We start from the raw sequence: 16,352 nt of genomic DNA, 5'->3' as shown, positions 1-16,352 counted from the left end.
CAGAGATGGCACAGATCCGCGTTGAAAACCTGCGCAAGTCGTTCGATCAGTTCACCGCCGTCGAAGGCTCGAACTTCACCATCGACGACGGCACCTTCTTTGCGATGCTCGGCCCCTCCGGCTGCGGCAAGACGACGACGCTGCGCATGATCGCCGGCCTCGAGCTGCCGACCGAGGGCAAGATCCTGCTCGACGGCGAGGACGTCACCTTCGAGCGTGCATCCGCCCGCGACATCGCCTTCGTGTTCCAGCTCTTCGCGCTTTATCCGCACATGAACGTCGCCGGAAACATCGGCTTCCCCCTGAAGTGCCAGGGCATGGGCCGCCGCGAAATCCGTCAGCGCGTCGAGGAGACGGCGCGGTTGCTGCGGATCGAGCATCTGTTGTCGAGCAAGACGTCAAAGCTGTCGGGCGGTGACCGCCAGCGCGTGGCCCTCGGCCGGGCGATGGTGCGGCGGCCGAAGGCGTTCCTGATGGACGAGCCGCTCGGAGCCCTCGATGCCGAGTTTCGCCATCTGATGTGCGGCGAGCTCCGTGATCTCCACGATCGCATCGGCGCGACCACGATCTACGTGACGCACGACCAGCTCGAGGCGATGTCGATGGCGGACCAGATCGCAGTCATGAACAAGGGACGCGTCGAGCAGATCAGCTCGCCGCAGGAGATCTATGATCGGCCCGCGAGCATGTTCGTTGCCGACTTCATCGGCTCACCGTCGATGAACTTCCTGCGCTTTGAGGGCGGCCTGCATTGCGGCGACCGCGCGGTCAGTTTCCATGACACCGACATTGCCGTGCCGGAGATCCGCGAGGACCGTGCCAGCGCCCCGCTGGTGCTCGGCGTGCGTCCGGAGCACATCCGTTTCACCGATGCTGCGCCGGTTCGTGGCGAGGTGTTCGGCGCGGAATATCTCGGCACCAACCAGATCGTCACCGTCGACACCGCGCATGGGCGCGTTGCGGCCCGGCTGCCGTCCGCCACGCCGGTGCGGATCGGCGAGACGGTCGGTCTCGAATTCCACTCCGAACGGCTGGCGCTGTTCGATGCCGGCAGCGGCCTTGCGATCCGCACCGCGAACGGGGGAGGCTCTCGCCATGGCTGACGTCATTCTGCGTAACATCAGCAAGCGTTTTGGTGCGGTCGAGGCCGTGCGCGAATTGTCGCTTGCGGTCAACGACGGCGAGTTTCTCGTCCTGCTCGGCCCGAGCGGCGCCGGCAAGACCACGACGCTACGGCTGATCACCGGGCTCGAACAACCCGATTCGGGCTCGGTCATGATCAACGGCCGCGACGTCACGCTCGATCCTCCGGGGTCGCGCGACATCGCGTTCGTCTTCCAGCAATATTCGCTCTATCCGCATCTGTCGGTTTACGACAATCTGGCGTTTCCGCTGCGCTCGCCGGCGCGGCGCGTTCCGGAACCGGTCATCCGCCAGCGCGTCGAACAGACCGCGGAGCTCCTGCATATCGCCAGCAAGCTGAACAATCGCGCCACCCGCCTGTCCGGCGGCGAGATGCAGCGGGTCGCCATCGGACGCGCCCTGGTGCGGGATCCGTCGATCTACCTGATGGACGAGCCGCTGTCGTCGCTGGATGCGAAGCTGCGCGCCGAGCTTCGCCTGGAGCTCAAGCGGATCCAGGTCGAGCTCGGTGCAACCATACTCTATGTGACGCACGATCAGGTGGAAGCCATGACCATGGCCACGCGCATCGGCGTGATCAAGGACGGCCAGCTTCTCCAGCTCGGCACGCCGCGGGAGATCTACGAGAGCCCGTCCAGTACGTACGTCGCGTCACGGCTCGGCACGCCCCAGATCAACCTTCTTCCGGCACGCCTTGCTTCGGAGATCGTCCTTCCACCCGGGACCGAGACCATTGGCATCCGCACCGAGCATCTGCAGATCGCCGCGCGAAATGGGGGGCGGTTGATCGGCCGCGTGCATCGGGTCGAGCACCTGGGTGAGCAGAATCACGTACACCTGAACTACAAGGGCCAGACGCTGGTGACGCTTGCGGACCCGCGCCAGCCGCTCCAGGTCGGTCAGGAGGTTGAATTGCACCTGAAGCATCCGCTTTACTTCGACGGCGTCGGGCAACGCATCAACGCCATGGTTCACTGAGGATAATTCAATGTCGCTGCAACCCGAGACATTCAAGTCGCTGCTCAAGGTGGCCGCCGAACAGGTCATCGCCAGCGCGCCGGAGCTCACGACGCTGGATCAGGCGATCGGCGACGGCGATCACGGCACGAACATGAAGCGCGGTTTCGAGGCCGTGCTCGGCAAGCTCGATGCGATCTCCGCGCAGCCGTTCGACGAGGCGCTGAAGACGATCGGCAAGACGCTGGTGATGACCGTCGGCGGTGCCTCGGGGCCGCTCTACGGCAGCTTCTTCCTTGCCGCCGGCGAAGCGCTGTCGCATGACAAGCATCTGCCGGACGATCTCGCCGAAGTCTTCGCAAGTGGGGTCGACGCCGTGAGCAAGCGCGGCCGCTCGCACGCCGGCGAGAAGACCATGCTCGACGTGCTCGTTCCCGTCCTGGAGGCGTTGAAGACGGATGCCGGGCGGCCCGACATCGTCGAGCGCATTCGCACCACGGCCGCCGAAGCCGCCGAGCGGACTGCGCCGATGCAGGCGACCAAGGGACGCGCGTCGTTCCTCGGACCTCGCAGTGTCGGACATGTCGATCCCGGTGCACGGTCGAGCTGCGTCCTTCTGCAAGCGGTGTGCGCGAGCCTGGAGGGGCGGCCATGAACGACACCGTGAGCATCGTGATCGTCTCGCATTCCAAGGACATCGCCAAAGGCACCGCCGACATGGTGCGGCAGATGGTCGGCAGCGAGGTCAAGGTCGCCTTCTGCGGCGGCAACCCCGAGGGCGGACTGGGGACCAGCGTCGCCCTGATCGTCGATGCCATCAATGACGCCTGGTCGCCGAAGGGTGTTGCGATTCTCGTCGATCTCGGCGGCGCCGAGACCAACAGCGAAATGGCGGTCGAAATGCTGGACCCCGAGCGGCGTGATCTTGTTGTCGTCTGCAACGCACCGATCGTCGAAGGCGCCGTGATGGCGGCGACTGAAGCCGCGGGCGGCAGCTCGCTGGCCGAGGTGCGGGCCGTGGCCGAGGAACTCTCTGCCGACTGACAACAGTTCGGCGAAGCGAAGATGGAATATGACGATGCTGGAAACCTCAAATGTGAACGGACAGATCTTCACGGGCAACGTGCAGCTGGTGCACGCGGTCGGCATGCATGCGCGTCCGGCGGTCAAGCTGACCAAGCTCGCCAAGAAGTTCGAGGCGCAGATATCGGTCCGCGTTGCCGGCGCGGCCGAGTGGATCAATGCCAAGAGCGTGGCCAAGATCATGGCGATGCGCGCCGCCCACGGCAGCATCATCGAGATCAAGGCGCTGGGCAGTGATGCGGAAGCTGCCGTCGCCGCGCTGATCGATCTGATCGCGACCGATTTTCCGGATGGGACCGCTTAACATGCGAGACAGCGCTTCACGACTGGCCTACCGCGGCAGAACCGCCTCGATCGGTTTTGCCCAGGGCCCGTTCGTCCGGGTCGACGCGGGCGCGAACGGCGAACGGGTCGCCGGCACCCTGGTCGATGAAGCGCTTGCGCTGCGAAGTGCGATCGATACCGCGAGCCGGCAGATCGCCGAGCTCGCCGCAATCGCCGGCGGCGAAGCCGCGCAAATCCTGGAATTCCAGGTCGCGCTGCTGGAGGACGAGGATCTGGTCAGCGCGATCCTCGCGGCGATCGGCGAAGGCGAACCCGCGGACGCCGCCTGGCGCGCGGTGCTCGACGAGCAGATCGCGGACTATAATTCGGCGCCGGACGAATATCTGAAGGCGCGCAGCTCGGATCTTGCCGACCTTCGCGATCGTGTGTTGAACATCTTGCGCGGCGGCGAAGGCCATGCGTTGAGAATTCCGAGCGGTGCGGTGGTCTGCGCCGACGATCTGCCGCCTTCGCGCTTCCTCGAGATCGACTGGTCCGATGGCGGTGGCCTGGCGCTGCTGCGCGGCAGTCCGACGAGCCACGTCGCGATGCTGGCGCGCGCCCGCGGCATACCGATGGTGGTGCAACTCGGCGCGGTCCCGGCAGGCAGCACGGCGCTGCTCGACGGCGAGGGCGCAACGCTCGAGCTCGATCCCAGCATCGAGCAGATCGGCCTGTTCGAGAAGCGGCGGGAGATCCACCGCAAGAGCAGGGCTTCTGCGCGAGCCATCCTGCGGCGGCCGGCGGCGTCCTGGCGCGGCGATCGGATCAAGCTCCTCATCAACATCCAGCGCGTCGAGGACCTCGACTATCCGGATGCGCAATATGCCGACGGCGTCGGCCTGATGCGCACCGAGTTTCTGCTTTCGGAGCGCGGCCTGCCTGACGAGGAGACGCAGTTTCAGGTCTACGACCAGGTCCTGCGCTGGGCCGAGCGGCGTCCGGTGACGATCCGCACCTTTGACGCAGGCGGCGACAAGCCGGTGCCGGGCTTCACGCCGGATGGCGAGGCAAACCCCTTCCTCGGCGTACGCGGCCTTCGTCTTTGTCTGGCTCGGCCCGAGATCTTTGCGGTCCAGCTCCGCGCTCTGGCGCGTGCGGCGGTGCGCGGAAATCTCAAGGTCATGTTCCCGATGGTCACCTCGGCCCACGAGGTCGAGGCGGCTCGAAAGCTGTTTGCCGACATCGTGCAGGACTTGCAGGCGAAAGGCACTGCCGCGATGCTTCCCGACCTCGGAATCATGGTCGAGGTGCCCGCGGCGGCGCTTTCGATCGCCAGTTTCAAGAGCGCCTTCTTCTCGATCGGGTCGAACGACCTTGCGCAATACGTCCTTGCCTGCGACCGCTCAAATGGAGCTCTCGCACCCCTGGTGGATCCCTTGCATCCCGCTGTTCTCGAACTGATCACGCGGACCGCGGAGCACGGCCGGCGCGCCGGAATTCCCGTGAGCCTGTGCGGCGACATGGCGAGCGATCCGCGCTGCATTCCTGCGCTGCTCGATTGCGGGCTGCGCGAGCTCTCGGTGAATGTTTCGGCGCTTGCGCAGATCAAGCAAACGATCGATCGTCTGGGCAGCGGAGGTGGGACTTGACTGACGCCGTTGTCGATGAACCGGCGGAAGCCGGTGCCGTTGCCGTCTACAAGCGCATTTTCAAGGAGGTGCTGGACAAGCGCCCCTCGGGGATGCGGCTGCGGCTCGCCCATGCCATGGGAAAGAACCGGAGCTTCGTCAGCCAGATCTCCAATCCGGCCTATCCGGTGCCGATCCCGGTGCAGCATCTCAACACGATCTTCGACGTCTGCCACTTTCCTCCGCAGGCGAAGGCAGCCTTTCTGCGCGCCTATGCGCGCGCCCATCCGCGCAGGATCAGCCGGCTGACCGAGGGACCGCACGAGCGGACCTTGACGCTGCATCTGCCCGATCTCGGCAGCGGCAAGCGGAATGCTCAGCTCGACGCGCTGCTCCAGGAGTTCGCGCGCCGACTGATTGCCATCATGCAGGAAAAAGAATGAGGCATAAGTGATGGGGAGGGTCGCATGAAGAAGTTCATCAATTCCGTCGACGACGTCCTGGCCGAGAGCCTGGACGGGTTTGCCGCGGCGCATGCCGATCTCGTGACGCTGGGATCCGAACGCAAATTCGTGCGCCGCCGTGAGCTCAACCCGAAAAAGGTGGCGCTGGTCTCGGGCGGCGGCAGCGGGCACGAGCCGCTGCATGCCGGCTTCGTCGGCTATGGCATGCTCGACGCCGCCTGTCCGGGGCAGGTCTTCACGTCGCCGACGCCGGACCAGATCGTCGAGGCTGCCCAGGCTGTCGCTGGTGACGCCGGCGTGCTGTTCATCGTGAAGAATTATGCCGGTGACCGCATGAATTTCGAGATGGCGGCGGAGATCGCCGAAGGCCGGATTGCGACCATCGTGACGGATGATGACGTCGCGGTTGAGAACTCTACCCACAGCATCGGCCGCCGTGGCGTCGCCGGGACGCTGATCGTCGAGAAGATCGTTGGCGCGGCCGCTGAGAAGGGCCTTGATCTCGCCGGCTGCGTTGCGCTCGGCGAGCGCGTCAATGCGAAAACGCGCTCGATGGGCGTGGCGCTGACGAGCTGCACCGTCCCGGCCGCGGGCGGGCCGACTTTCGCGCTCGCCGAGGACGAGATGGAGATGGGCGTCGGCATTCACGGCGAGCCCGGGCGCCGCCGCGTCAAGCTGGAGCGGGCCGACGCCATCGCCTTCGAGATGACGACGGCCATCGCGGAGGATCTCGACGCACGGGAGGGGGCCGAGGCGCTCCTGCTCGTCAACGGCTTCGGCGGCACACCCACGATCGAGCTCTATCTGATGTACCAGGCGGCGCGAAAGCTGCTCGAGAAGCGCGGCCTGCGCATCACCCGCTCGCTGGTCGGCAGCTACGTCACCTCGCTCGACATGGCCGGCTGTTCGCTCACGTTGAGCCTGCTCGATGCCGAGACGACGGCGCTGTGGGACCACCCGGTCCGCACCGCAGCCCTCAAATGGTGAGCCTCGCCTGATATGGACCACTGAGCGATCCTGAACTCCGCCGCGATAGAATGCCGGCCCCGCTAGCGGGCTGTCCATCGCGCCGGTTTGCTCCCTGAAACTGGCCGTGCCATCAGGCACGGCATTTTTTTGCGAAACGCTCGCGACTCAATTTTCCGTGTTTTTTTAGATTTTTGTTGGGAGCTCGATCGGACTGCCTGCGCGGCCGGTTGCGTCTACCGAACTGGAACCCATGTACCAGGATCCATGTTAGTTTGCCGGTCGCGCTGGCATTCCCAAGGATGCGATGAACGGCGACCTGCCCTTGGCTAGCGTCAGGCCGGCTACTGGCAACTCAGCGTCACGCTACGGTGGTACGAGCCCATGAAACGAACGGATCGCGCCAATGCAACTGAAGCCGTCGATCCCCGCTTCACGGATTTGGACGCTTGGTCGGGGACCGCGGCATTGGAAGCGATGTGGGAAGGTCAGCTCGCGGCCGTCGCGGCCGTCGGCCAGTGTCTTCCCGCGCTCGCCGCGGCGACGGCTGCCGCGGCAGAGGCCCTCGGAGATGACGGGCGCCTGGTCTATGTCGGCGCAGGAACGTCCGGCAGGGTGGCCATCCAGGACGGCGCCGAGCTGACGCCTACCTTCGCGTGGCCTCAACAGCGGGTTCACTTCATCATCGCCGGCGGAGAGAGCGCGTTTGTCACCAGCGTCGAAGGCGCGGAAGACGACGTCGATGACGCAATCGCCCAGATCGATGCCGCAAGGCTGTCGTCACACGACGTTGTCATCGCGGTTGCGGCGAGCGGCACGACCCCGTTCACCGTAACCGCATTGCGCCAGGCCGGCCGATACCAGGCCGTGACCGTCGGCATCGCCAATAATCGCCAGGCCCCGCTGCTTGCAGCCGCGAAATATCCGGTCCTCGTCGAGACCGGGCCCGAGCTCATCGCCGGTTCGACGCGGATGAAGGCCGGCACGGCCCAGAAGATCGTCCTCAACCTGATGTCGACCGGCATCATGCTGCGTCTTGGTCGCGTCTACCGCGGCATGATGGTCAACATGCTGCCCACGAACGCGAAGCTGAAGCGCCGTGCCGAGGCGATGGTCGCCCACATCACAGGTTGCAGCGAAGCGCAAGCTGCCTCTGCCCTGGAAGAGACCGGCGGCGACATCAAGCTGGCCGCGCTCGTCGTGCTCGGATACGACAAGACGGAAGCGGCGAACCTTCTCGCCGGCCACAAGGGCAATCTTCGTCGCGTGTTTGATGATCTGGGGTGAGGGCGCGGCAGGCGGCATACTCACCGCAGCAGCCCCGAAGTCCGCCCCTCGTCAATTGGGCCCGATCACGGCGTCAACCTGGCGGCTACCGTTCCGGGTAACGGCGATGACGCCGTTGCGAATGGTAAATCTGGCGCCAAGCAGTTTCCGCACCTTGTCCGTGATCGGAGAAGGAAAGGGGATGGTTTCTCCCGCGACGGGATCGCCGACCTTGATCGGCTCAGTCGCGGACGGCGCAATCGGGGCAGGCTTGATAAAGTCTCTGATCAGCTGAATCTCTTCGCGCGAGAGGATGAGCAAGCCCTGGTCAGGACGGGGCTCCGCCGCTGGCTTGGGTGTTTCGCTGCTTTGCCTGTCACGTGCCTCGTTGGCGATCTGATCGAGCCTGGCGACGTGCAGCTTGAGCGCGATGATCTCGCGTTGCAGCGTTGTGATCTCTGCTTTGAGCGACGTGACCTGCGTGAAGACGATGGTCACGCAAACGCAGCTGACGATCACGAGGACGCTCAACAATGCGAGCAACCAGCGCTCGACATTTCCTCCCGACGGCCTCGTCGCCTCGGGGGCCTGATCGCGCAGGACATGGCCACGCCAGATGCTGCGTGCTCGCCCCACCCATCTGGCAAAGGCGGTCATGTCTCCCGCCTCATCGCCCCCGGAACCGAAGTGCACGGACGACACGGCAGAGGCCTCGTGGGCCGGGTGAACCGCGGGTGCTCTGCTACTTTGCCCGGTGCCTGACCCCAGCTCCTGGTCCTCTGGAACATGATCCTCCGGTGGAGGACGAGCGGCGGCGTGCAACGGATCACGCTCCATTCGCAGATCAAGCCGGCCGATATCCGTTCTCGATGGAGCCATCTGTCAACTTCAGCAGCTGCGCCGATGCGGCTTGAGTGCCCCGAGGGTCGTGTTGCGACGCTGCGGTTTGCGTGCCGACGCCGCCGAATCGGCAACTCGTTCCCGCATGTTTCACGGACGTAAACCGTGCCGATAAGCAAGGCCCGTGTCAATTGGAGGCGACGGCGGCTGTGTGGGGCCGAGCTTGCTCGTGAATTCAGGTTGTCAGCCAAGGCGCACGCGCCAGCTATCGCTCTGGCACGCCGCTCGAATTGCCGAGTTGGGCCGGCGGCACGATCGAATGACGGGCGGCAAAATCGATCAAGGCGCCTCGCGCGGGACTATCAGGCTGCAGCAAGTCCCTGTGCGTGCCGAACAAGGTCACGGCGACCTCGATCTCGCCTTGCCAGTTCGTGATCGCGGATGAGATCGCGCTCAGTCCCGGAATGTAGCGTCCATCGACATAGGCAATCCGCTCGCGCCGGATTTTCGTCGTCAATGCCTCGACGCTTTCCGGGTTGGGATTGAGATCCGGCCAGCTGACGCCGACTGACGCGGCACGCTCGAGTTCGTTTTGCAGCCGCCCGGCCAGTTGTGGGGACGGCAGGTAAGACAAGAAGACGCGTCCGGTCGCGGAGTCCAGCAAGGGAAACGTGCTGCCGAGACCGATCGACGTGGTCGTCAGATGGGGACCTCTCTCCATTCGGACCACGGTCGGGCCATTGTGGCTCCAGACGGCCAGCAGCGCAGCCTGGCCCGTCGTCGCGGCCAATTCCTCGAGCTCGTCGGAGGCGCGGACGACGAAGTTGTTCCGGCTGATGGCCGCAACGCCCAACTCCGCGGCTTCGCGGCCGAGGTCGTACCGGCCGGAGCGCTCCTTCTGCACGGCAAGTCCCGCATGAATGAAGCTCGCCAGGTAGCGATGCACCTTGCTCGGTGGCATCCCGGCTTCGCGCGCGATATCCGACAGTGTCGCCGGCCCGTCAAAGGATCGCAGGACTCGCAGGACCGAAAGCGCGGCGTCGAGAGCCTGGATACCGCCGGGAGCCGTCCCGCCGCTCTCTTCGCCAGTGTCTTTCGGAGGCGTCCGTTTCATTTCAGCAATTCCCTGAACTCTTGCGGCACGCTGGCGCCGCGGAGTTCGCCCGTGTCCGTGACAGAGGACCAGGCGCGCTGTTCGAAGCCGCTCGCAATCTGCATGTTTCCGACCGACAGCTTGTAGTCGATTCGAAACTTTCGCTCTCGCCACTCGGCGATTTCAGCGCGGACCACCAGCTCATCGTCGTAGCGGGCAGGTCCGACAAACTGGGCGCCGACATTGACGAGCGGCGTGACGCTTTTGAAGCGGCGCTTGAGCTCCCGCTGGCTCAAACCGTGCTTACGCAGCCAGCGCTGATAAGTGCAGTCAAACCAATAGAAGTAGTTGGGATAAAACCCGATTCCGGCTTCGTCGCAATCGCCCCACTCGATCGTGAAAGCTGTCTCAAACATCCGAAAACCCTCCTGTCGCACGACGCCGGTCCGAAGCTTAGCTTCGGCGGCTTCATTCCCTATAAGAAAAATGTTTCCTCACTGCGCAAAAAATATATTGCATATTGAGAAATTGATTGCATAATACGCAATAAGAAAACGGCAAGCAAACCAACAGGGAAGGGAAGGTCATGCGGCTCGGTCGCATTGCTGTGATGGGGGGCGGTCCTGCGGGGCTGTATTTCGCCTACTTGTGGAAGCGTCGGCACCCCGACACCCGCGTCGACGTCTTCGAGCAGAATCCGGAAGGTGCGACCTGGGGGTTTGGCGTCGTCTTCTCCGACAAGGCGCTCGACTTCCTTCGCGCCGATGATCCGGAAACGGCCGAAGCTGTATCGGCGCGCATGGAGACGTGGCGCGATATCACGCTCGTTCATCGCGGCGAGCGCGTCGCGCTCGACGGCGTCGGCTTCTCCGCGGTCGGACGGCTCGATTTCATCACGCAATTGACTGAGCGTGCCCGATCCGCCGGCGCGAATCTGCACTTCGGCACCGTCGTGCGCTCGGTCGACGAGCTCGCGGGATACGATCTGATCGTTGCTGCCGACGGCGTGAACTCGCTGGTTCGAAGGAGCTACGAAGGCGACTTCAAGACGTCCCTTTCATATGACGACAACAAGTTCGCCTGGTACGGCACCACCAAGCGCTTCGAGACGCTGACCCAGACCTTCGTCGAAACCGAGTTCGGCAGCTTCAACGCCCATCATTACCGTTACTCGCCGACGATGAGCACGTTCATCGTCGAGTGCGATCGCGCAACGTGGCTGCGCGCCGGTTTTGCGGAGAAGACCGAGGAAGAGAGCAGGACTCTTTGCGAGAAGGTGTTCGCCGACACGCTCGAAGGGCATCCGCTCGTCAACAACAAGTCGATCTGGCGGAATTTCCCGTGGCTGTGGAACGATCGCTGGTCACACCGCAACATGGTGCTCGTGGGTGACGCGCTTCACACCGCGCACTTCTCGATCGGATCGGGCACGCGCCTGGCGCTCGAGGACGTCATCGCCCTCGTCAATGCGCTGGACAGTGAACCGAACGATCTCCGCCGCACGCTGGAAGTCTACGAGGCTCTGCGCCGCCCGGTGGTGGAGAAGCTGGTCAAAGCGGCAAGGACGAGCGCGGCCTGGTACGAGCGCTTTGCCGAGCACATGAAGCTAAAGCCGCTGGATTTCGGCTACAGCTACATCACCCGTTCGGGGCGGATCGACGACAATCAGCTCCGCGCGATGTCGCCGCGCTTCATGGCGCGCTACGACGCCAGTTCATTGGTCCCAAGCACGTAAGCGATGATGAGGAGCGCTTCCATGACGAACGGAATCGGCCAGGTACTCGCGGACGCGATCGTGGACCAAGTGCCCGACAATGCGCCGGGCGCACAGGAGATCGGGTTTGAAATCGCCGAGCGCTACAACGCCAGCGAAATCCTCTTCGACAATCTCGGGGCGGGTCGTGCCGATAAGGTCGCGATCTTTGCCGCGACCGGCAACACCAGCTATGCCGAGCTGTGTGTCAAGGCCGCCAAATGCGGAAACGCGCTCAAATCGCTCGGGCTTGCCGCCGGTGAGCGCGTGCTCCTCCTGCTGAACGACACGGCCGCTTACCCTGCGGTGTTCTTTGGCGCGATCCGTGCCGGCTTCGTGCCGATGCTGATCAATACGTTGTCGCCCAAGGACCTCATCGGCTTCTACCTTCAGGACTCGGCTGCGCCGGCGGCGGTCGTCGACGCCGAATATGCTGCCCTGTTCGACCAGGAGACGGTCGCGGGAACGCGGCTGCGCGCGCTGGTCGTCGTCAATGGCGATGCCGCGTGCGAGCCGTCCTCGATCAAGGTTCTGAATGGCGACCAATGGTTTGCCCAGTTTCCCGAAGAGCTGGACGCAGCACCCACGCGTCGTGACGACATGGCGTTCTGGATGTACAGCTCGGGCAGTACCGGCCGGCCGAAAGGCATCGTGCATCTCCAGCACGACATGGCCTACACGGCTGATAGTTTCGGGCGTCACATCCTGGGAATCGAAGAGAACGACATCTGTTTCTCGGTGCCGAAGATCTTCTTCGCCTACGGCTTCGGCAATTCGATCACGTTCCCGTTCTCGGTCGGCGCCAGCACGGTCCTGCTCGCCGGGCGGCCCGAGCCAGGCGCTGTCCTGGACATGATCGAGCGGTTCAAGCCGACCCTCTTCTTCGGCCTGCCGACGCTCTACAACGCGTTGCTGCATCATCCTCGCATCGAAACTGCCGACCTGTCGAGCGTGCGCTTGTGCCTGTCGGCTGCCGAAGTGCTGTCGCAGGATATCTTCAACGACTGGCGACGACGCTTCGGGCTCGAGATCGTCGAAGGACTCGGATCGACCGAGGTGCTGCACATCTATCTCTCGAACACGCGCGAACGCAGGAAGACCGGGACCGCCGGCAAGCGCGTTCCGGGATACGAGATCCGACTGACCACGCCCGAAGGAGAGCCCGTCGCGCAAGGCGAAGAAGGCGTGATGTGGGTCCGCGGTCACTCCAACGCGCCGTGCTACTGGAACAGGCCCGACAAGACCGAACAGACCATGCGCGAGGAGGGGTGGATCTGGACCGGCGACAGGCTGGTCGAGGATGCCGACGGCTTCTTCACCTTCGTCGGTCGCGTCGACGATCTCATCAAGGTGAGCGGGCAGTGGATCTACCCGGTCGAGATCGAGCTCTGCCTGTCGGATCATCCCGCGGTCCGGGAATGCGCGGTCCTTGGCCTCGAGCTTCCCGATCGCCGCATGACCACGAAGGCATTTGTGATCCTTCAGGACGGTCATACGCCGAGCGAGTCGTTGACGCGTGAGCTGCAGGATCACGTCAAATCGAAACTGCTCCCCTACAAATATCCACGCCTGATCGAATACTGGTCCGATTTGCCGAAGACGGGAACGGGCAAGATCGATCGGCAGAAGCTGCGTAGCGCCCCGTTGGGCGCCTGACCAAGCAGCCAGCTCCGCCTTCTCACATACTTGAACTGTCACCGGCTTAGAAACACAAGCTCACTGGAGTTCGTGATGTCCGCTGCGAATATTGTAGACGTTACCGAGGTCATCGAAGAGGCGCGGTTCGGACGCCTCCAGCTTCTGATCCTCGTTCTTTGCGCGTGGATCGCCCTGCTCGACGGTTTCGACACTCAGGCGATCGCCTATGTCGCGCCCGTCATTGCCGAGCAATGGGGGATCGCCATGGCCGGCTTCGGCCCGATCTTCGGTGCGGGCCTCGCCGGCCTCACGGTCGGTGCTTTCGTCCTGAGCCCGGCGGCGGATCGCTTCGGTCGAAAAGGCGTGATCCTGCTCTCGGTGCTGCTGTTCGGCATCTTCGCGCTCGTCACCGCGCGCGCGACCACGCTGAACGAGCTCCTGGTCTACCGCTTTCTGACGGGCCTTGGCCTCGGCGGTGCGATGCCCAACATCATCGCTCTGACCAGCGAATACGCGCCGAAGCGGATGCGTGCGCTGCTCATCGCCATCATGTTCTGCGGCTTTCCGCTGGGGTCGACGATCGGCGGCGTGATCAGTGCGCCTTTGATCGGTGCGCTCGGCTGGCAGGCGGTCTTCGTCGTGGGCGGCGTGCTTCCTCTCGTCACCCTGATCGTGCTGTTGATCTGGCTGCCCGAGTCGATCCGCTATCTGATGACACGCGACGTTGCAGACGAAAGAATAGGGCGTCTCGTCGCCAGGCTCGATCCGACCATCTCCCCGACTGCGGTGAGCCGCTATGTCATGCATGGTTCGAAAGCATCCGGATTTCCGGTGACGAAGCTTCTCGGGGAAGGCCGCGCATCCATGACGGTGCTCCTCTGGATCGCGTTCTTCATGAACCTGCTCGTCATGTACTTCCTGGTAAACTGGATGCCCTCGCTGCTCAAGGCGAGCGGGCTGCCGCTCAACATCGCGATCCTCTCGACGGCGGTGCTGAACGCCGGAGGGGTCGTCGGCGCGGTCGTTCTCGGCCGCTTCGTCGACCGGCTCGATCCGTATCTGGTGCTCGGCGGCGCCTACTCCGCTTCGGCGCTCTTCATTGCGGGCATCGCATTCGGGTCCGCCAATGTGTGGACGCTGATGATCTCGACCTTCCTCGCCGGGTTCGGGGTGGTGGGTGCGCAGATCGGCATGAACGCGCTCGCGGCCAGCCTCTATCCGACTGAGATCCGATCCACCGGTGTGGGCTGGGCGTTGGGCGTGGGCCGCATCGGCTCGATCATCGGCCCGGTCGCAGGCGGCGTGCTGCTCGGCTTCGGATGGACTGCGCAGTCCGTCGTCTTGACGGCGGCGGTGCCGGCAATGCTGGCGGGACTGGCGGTGATCGCGCTTCGCAGACGAGAGCCGGCGCTTGCGCTCGTGTCGTCGACCGCGACACTTCATCATTAACAGCGAGACAGACAATGTCCCAACATTCGATCATGGCCCCGACCGCCGATACGCCGGAGCGACGGGCCTTCTACGACAAGATCGACAAGAGGAACCTGACGGCCCTGTGGCTGTCACTGGCCGATCTCGTCACGCCCGAACCGAGAAGCGCGTGTCGCCCCGCATCCTGGCGCTTTGATGAGATCCGCGCCTATATGCTCGAGGCCGGAAGTCTCATTACCGCCAAGGAGGCGGAGCGGAGGGTCCTGGTCCTCGAAAATCCCGGTCTTCGCGGCCAGTCGAAAATCACGACGGACCTCTATGCCGGTGTGCAGCTCGTCATGCCGGGTGAGGTTGCGCCGGCCCACCGCCATACGCAATCCGCGCTGCGGTTCATCCTCGAAGGCGAGGGCGCCTACACGGCGGTGAACGGCGAACGCACCATCCTGCACGAAGGCGATTTCATCATCACGCCGCCTTGGGCCTGGCACGATCACGGCAACCCCAGCCCCAATCCGGTGTTCTGGCTGGACGGTCTCGATATTCCCGTCATTCAGATGCTGGATGCGTCCTTCGCCGAACATCTCGACGTCGACGAGCAGCCGATTATCCGTCCCATCGGCGACAGCGACGCTCGCTATGGCCACAACCTGCTTCCCGTCGATCACAGGGGAGGCGGCGGCACCTCGCCGGTGTTCAACTATCCCTATGCACGAACCCGCGAGTCGCTCGAGCGCTTGCGACGCGCCGCCGCCTGGGACCCCTGCCACGGTCTCAAGATGCGCTACACCAACCCGATCACGGGCAATCACGCCATGGCCACCATGGCGACCTTCATCCAGCTCCTGCCAAAGGATTTTGCGACCGCGGCCTACCGTTCGACGGACGCGACCGTGTTCGTGCCGATCGAGGGCAGGGGCCGCAGCGTCATCTCGTCGCGATCCGGCGAGGACATCGTGGTCGAGTGGGGCAAGCGCGACATCTTCGTCGTACCCTCCTGGCATCGCGCACGTCACGAGGCGATCGACGGCGACGCCGTGATCTTCTCCTATTCCGATCGCCCCATTCAGGAAGCCCTGCATCTTTTCCGGGAGGACCGCGGCAATGCTTAACGCCAATACTCACTCCGATTTCGTTCTGCCGCCGCCGCCGCACGCCTCGGTCGCGGTCCACGATGTGGCGGCGCGCTTTCCGCTGCGCCGGATCATCTGTGTCGGCCGCAACTACGCGGCGCACGCACGCGAGATGGGACGCGATCCCGATCGCGAGCCGCCGTTCTTCTTCATGAAGCCCGCGGACACGGTCGTGGACGACGGGACGACGGTTCCCTATCCGCCGCAGACCAGCAACTTCCACTACGAAATCGAGCTGATCGTCGCGATCGGCCAGGGCGGCACGGACATTCCCGTCGCGCGCGCGCTCGATCATGTCTGGGGCTACGGCGTCGGCATCGATCTGACGCGCCGCGACCTGCAGCTTCAGGCCCGCGAGCAGGGCCGGCCCTGGGACTGGGGCAAGGGTTTCGATCTCTCGGCGCCGATCGCCCCGCTGCGACCGGTCTCGGAGGTCGGCCATCCAAACGCCGGGCGCATCTGGCTTGCCGTCAACGGCGCGCTCAAGCAGGACTCCGACATCTCAAAGCTGATCTGGCCCGTGCCGGACATCATCTCGATCTGCTCGCAGTCGATGGCGCTCAAACCCGGCGACATCATCATGACGGGCACGCCGGAAGGCGTCGGCCCCGTGCAGCGGGGCCAGGTGATGACGGGAGGAATCGACGGGCTGGGCGAAATCAGGATAGGTGTCGAATAGCAACCTAGACTCTT

Annotated in this window: 17 protein-coding genes; 14 read left to right on the top strand and 3 right to left on the bottom strand. The window is 64.2% G+C overall.

Going from position 1 to position 16,352, the window contains the following annotated elements; all coding sequences use genetic code 11:
- Positions 1-5: 5 nt before the first annotated feature.
- The 9 genes from NLN62_RS07440 (at position 6) to NLN62_RS07400 (ending at position 7,795) form a co-directional block, all read left to right on the top strand.
- Positions 6-1,103, top strand: a complete 1,098-nt coding sequence (locus NLN62_RS07440; protein WP_254108213.1) for an ABC transporter ATP-binding protein — start codon at positions 6-8, stop codon at positions 1,101-1,103.
- Positions 1,096-2,121, top strand: a complete 1,026-nt coding sequence (locus NLN62_RS07435) for an ABC transporter ATP-binding protein (protein WP_254108212.1) — start codon at positions 1,096-1,098, stop codon at positions 2,119-2,121. Before NLN62_RS07440 ends, NLN62_RS07435 begins: the two co-directional genes overlap by 8 nt.
- Positions 2,122-2,131: 10 nt before the next feature.
- Positions 2,132-2,755, top strand: a complete 624-nt coding sequence (gene dhaL, locus NLN62_RS07430) for a dihydroxyacetone kinase subunit DhaL (RefSeq protein ID WP_027526246.1) — start codon at positions 2,132-2,134, stop codon at positions 2,753-2,755.
- Positions 2,752-3,144: a dihydroxyacetone kinase phosphoryl donor subunit DhaM gene (dhaM, locus tag NLN62_RS07425; protein ID WP_027526247.1), complete on the top strand. Its 393-nt coding sequence runs from the start codon at positions 2,752-2,754 to the stop codon at positions 3,142-3,144. The genes dhaL and dhaM overlap by 4 nt, the downstream gene beginning before the upstream one ends.
- Positions 3,145-3,178: 34 nt before the next feature.
- Positions 3,179-3,487, top strand: a complete 309-nt coding sequence (locus NLN62_RS07420; RefSeq protein WP_063621770.1) for an HPr family phosphocarrier protein — start codon at positions 3,179-3,181, stop codon at positions 3,485-3,487.
- Between the two features lies 1 nt (position 3,488).
- Positions 3,489-5,099, top strand: coding sequence for a phosphoenolpyruvate--protein phosphotransferase (gene ptsP, locus NLN62_RS07415; protein WP_254108211.1), 1,611 nt, complete (start codon positions 3,489-3,491; stop codon positions 5,097-5,099).
- Positions 5,096-5,521, top strand: coding sequence for a hypothetical protein (locus tag NLN62_RS07410; protein WP_027526250.1), 426 nt, complete (start codon positions 5,096-5,098; stop codon positions 5,519-5,521). The genes ptsP and NLN62_RS07410 overlap by 4 nt, the downstream gene beginning before the upstream one ends.
- 24 nt (positions 5,522-5,545) lie before the next feature.
- The gene (gene dhaK, locus NLN62_RS07405; RefSeq protein WP_027526251.1) at positions 5,546-6,529 is read left to right on the top strand and encodes a dihydroxyacetone kinase subunit DhaK; all 984 of its coding nucleotides are present in this window, start codon (positions 5,546-5,548) and stop codon (positions 6,527-6,529) included.
- Between the two features lie 363 nt (positions 6,530-6,892).
- Positions 6,893-7,795: an N-acetylmuramic acid 6-phosphate etherase gene (locus tag NLN62_RS07400; RefSeq protein ID WP_254108210.1), complete on the top strand. Its 903-nt coding sequence runs from the start codon at positions 6,893-6,895 to the stop codon at positions 7,793-7,795.
- Between the two features lie 51 nt (positions 7,796-7,846).
- Here the strand turns inward: NLN62_RS07400 and NLN62_RS07395 are convergent, their stop codons facing one another.
- The 3 genes from NLN62_RS07395 to NLN62_RS07385 form a co-directional block, all read right to left on the bottom strand.
- Complete coding sequence (locus NLN62_RS07395; protein ID WP_084801660.1) at positions 7,847-8,431, bottom strand: hypothetical protein; 585 nt, start codon at positions 8,429-8,431, stop codon at positions 7,847-7,849.
- A gap of 448 nt (positions 8,432-8,879) precedes the next feature.
- The gene (locus tag NLN62_RS07390; protein ID WP_027526254.1) at positions 8,880-9,728 is read right to left on the bottom strand and encodes an IclR family transcriptional regulator; all 849 of its coding nucleotides are present in this window, start codon (positions 9,726-9,728) and stop codon (positions 8,880-8,882) included.
- Entirely contained in the window at positions 9,725-10,123 is a 399-nt protein-coding gene (locus tag NLN62_RS07385) for a thioesterase family protein (protein ID WP_254108208.1), read from the bottom strand. Before NLN62_RS07385 ends, NLN62_RS07390 begins: the two co-directional genes overlap by 4 nt.
- 170 nt (positions 10,124-10,293) lie before the next feature.
- Here NLN62_RS07385 and NLN62_RS07380 point away from each other — a divergent pair, with 170 nt between their 5' ends.
- The 5 genes from NLN62_RS07380 to NLN62_RS07360 all read left to right on the top strand — a co-directional run bounded on the left by NLN62_RS07380 (position 10,294) and on the right by NLN62_RS07360 (position 16,338).
- The gene (locus tag NLN62_RS07380) at positions 10,294-11,442 is read left to right on the top strand and encodes an FAD-dependent monooxygenase (protein ID WP_254108206.1); all 1,149 of its coding nucleotides are present in this window, start codon (positions 10,294-10,296) and stop codon (positions 11,440-11,442) included.
- Positions 11,443-11,463: 21 nt separating this feature from the next.
- Positions 11,464-13,116: a benzoate-CoA ligase family protein gene (locus tag NLN62_RS07375; RefSeq protein ID WP_254108205.1), complete on the top strand. Its 1,653-nt coding sequence runs from the start codon at positions 11,464-11,466 to the stop codon at positions 13,114-13,116.
- 75 nt (positions 13,117-13,191) lie between these two features.
- Complete coding sequence (locus NLN62_RS07370) at positions 13,192-14,547, top strand: MFS transporter (RefSeq protein WP_254108204.1); 1,356 nt, start codon at positions 13,192-13,194, stop codon at positions 14,545-14,547.
- Between the two features lie 32 nt (positions 14,548-14,579).
- A complete protein-coding gene (gtdA, locus tag NLN62_RS07365) occupies positions 14,580-15,638 on the top strand; it encodes a gentisate 1,2-dioxygenase (RefSeq protein WP_371933106.1) in 1,059 nt (352 codons plus the stop codon).
- On the top strand, positions 15,631-16,338 hold the full coding sequence (locus tag NLN62_RS07360) for a fumarylacetoacetate hydrolase family protein (RefSeq protein WP_254108202.1): 708 nt from the start codon (positions 15,631-15,633) through the stop codon (positions 16,336-16,338). The genes gtdA and NLN62_RS07360 overlap by 8 nt, the downstream gene beginning before the upstream one ends.
- Positions 16,339-16,352 lie beyond the last annotated feature (14 nt).

The sequence above is a fragment of the Bradyrhizobium sp. CCGUVB23 genome (assembly GCF_024199885.1).
Taxonomy (GTDB): Bacteria; Pseudomonadota; Alphaproteobacteria; order Rhizobiales; family Xanthobacteraceae; genus Bradyrhizobium.
This window is presented reverse-complemented; position numbering and strand designations above follow the sequence as displayed.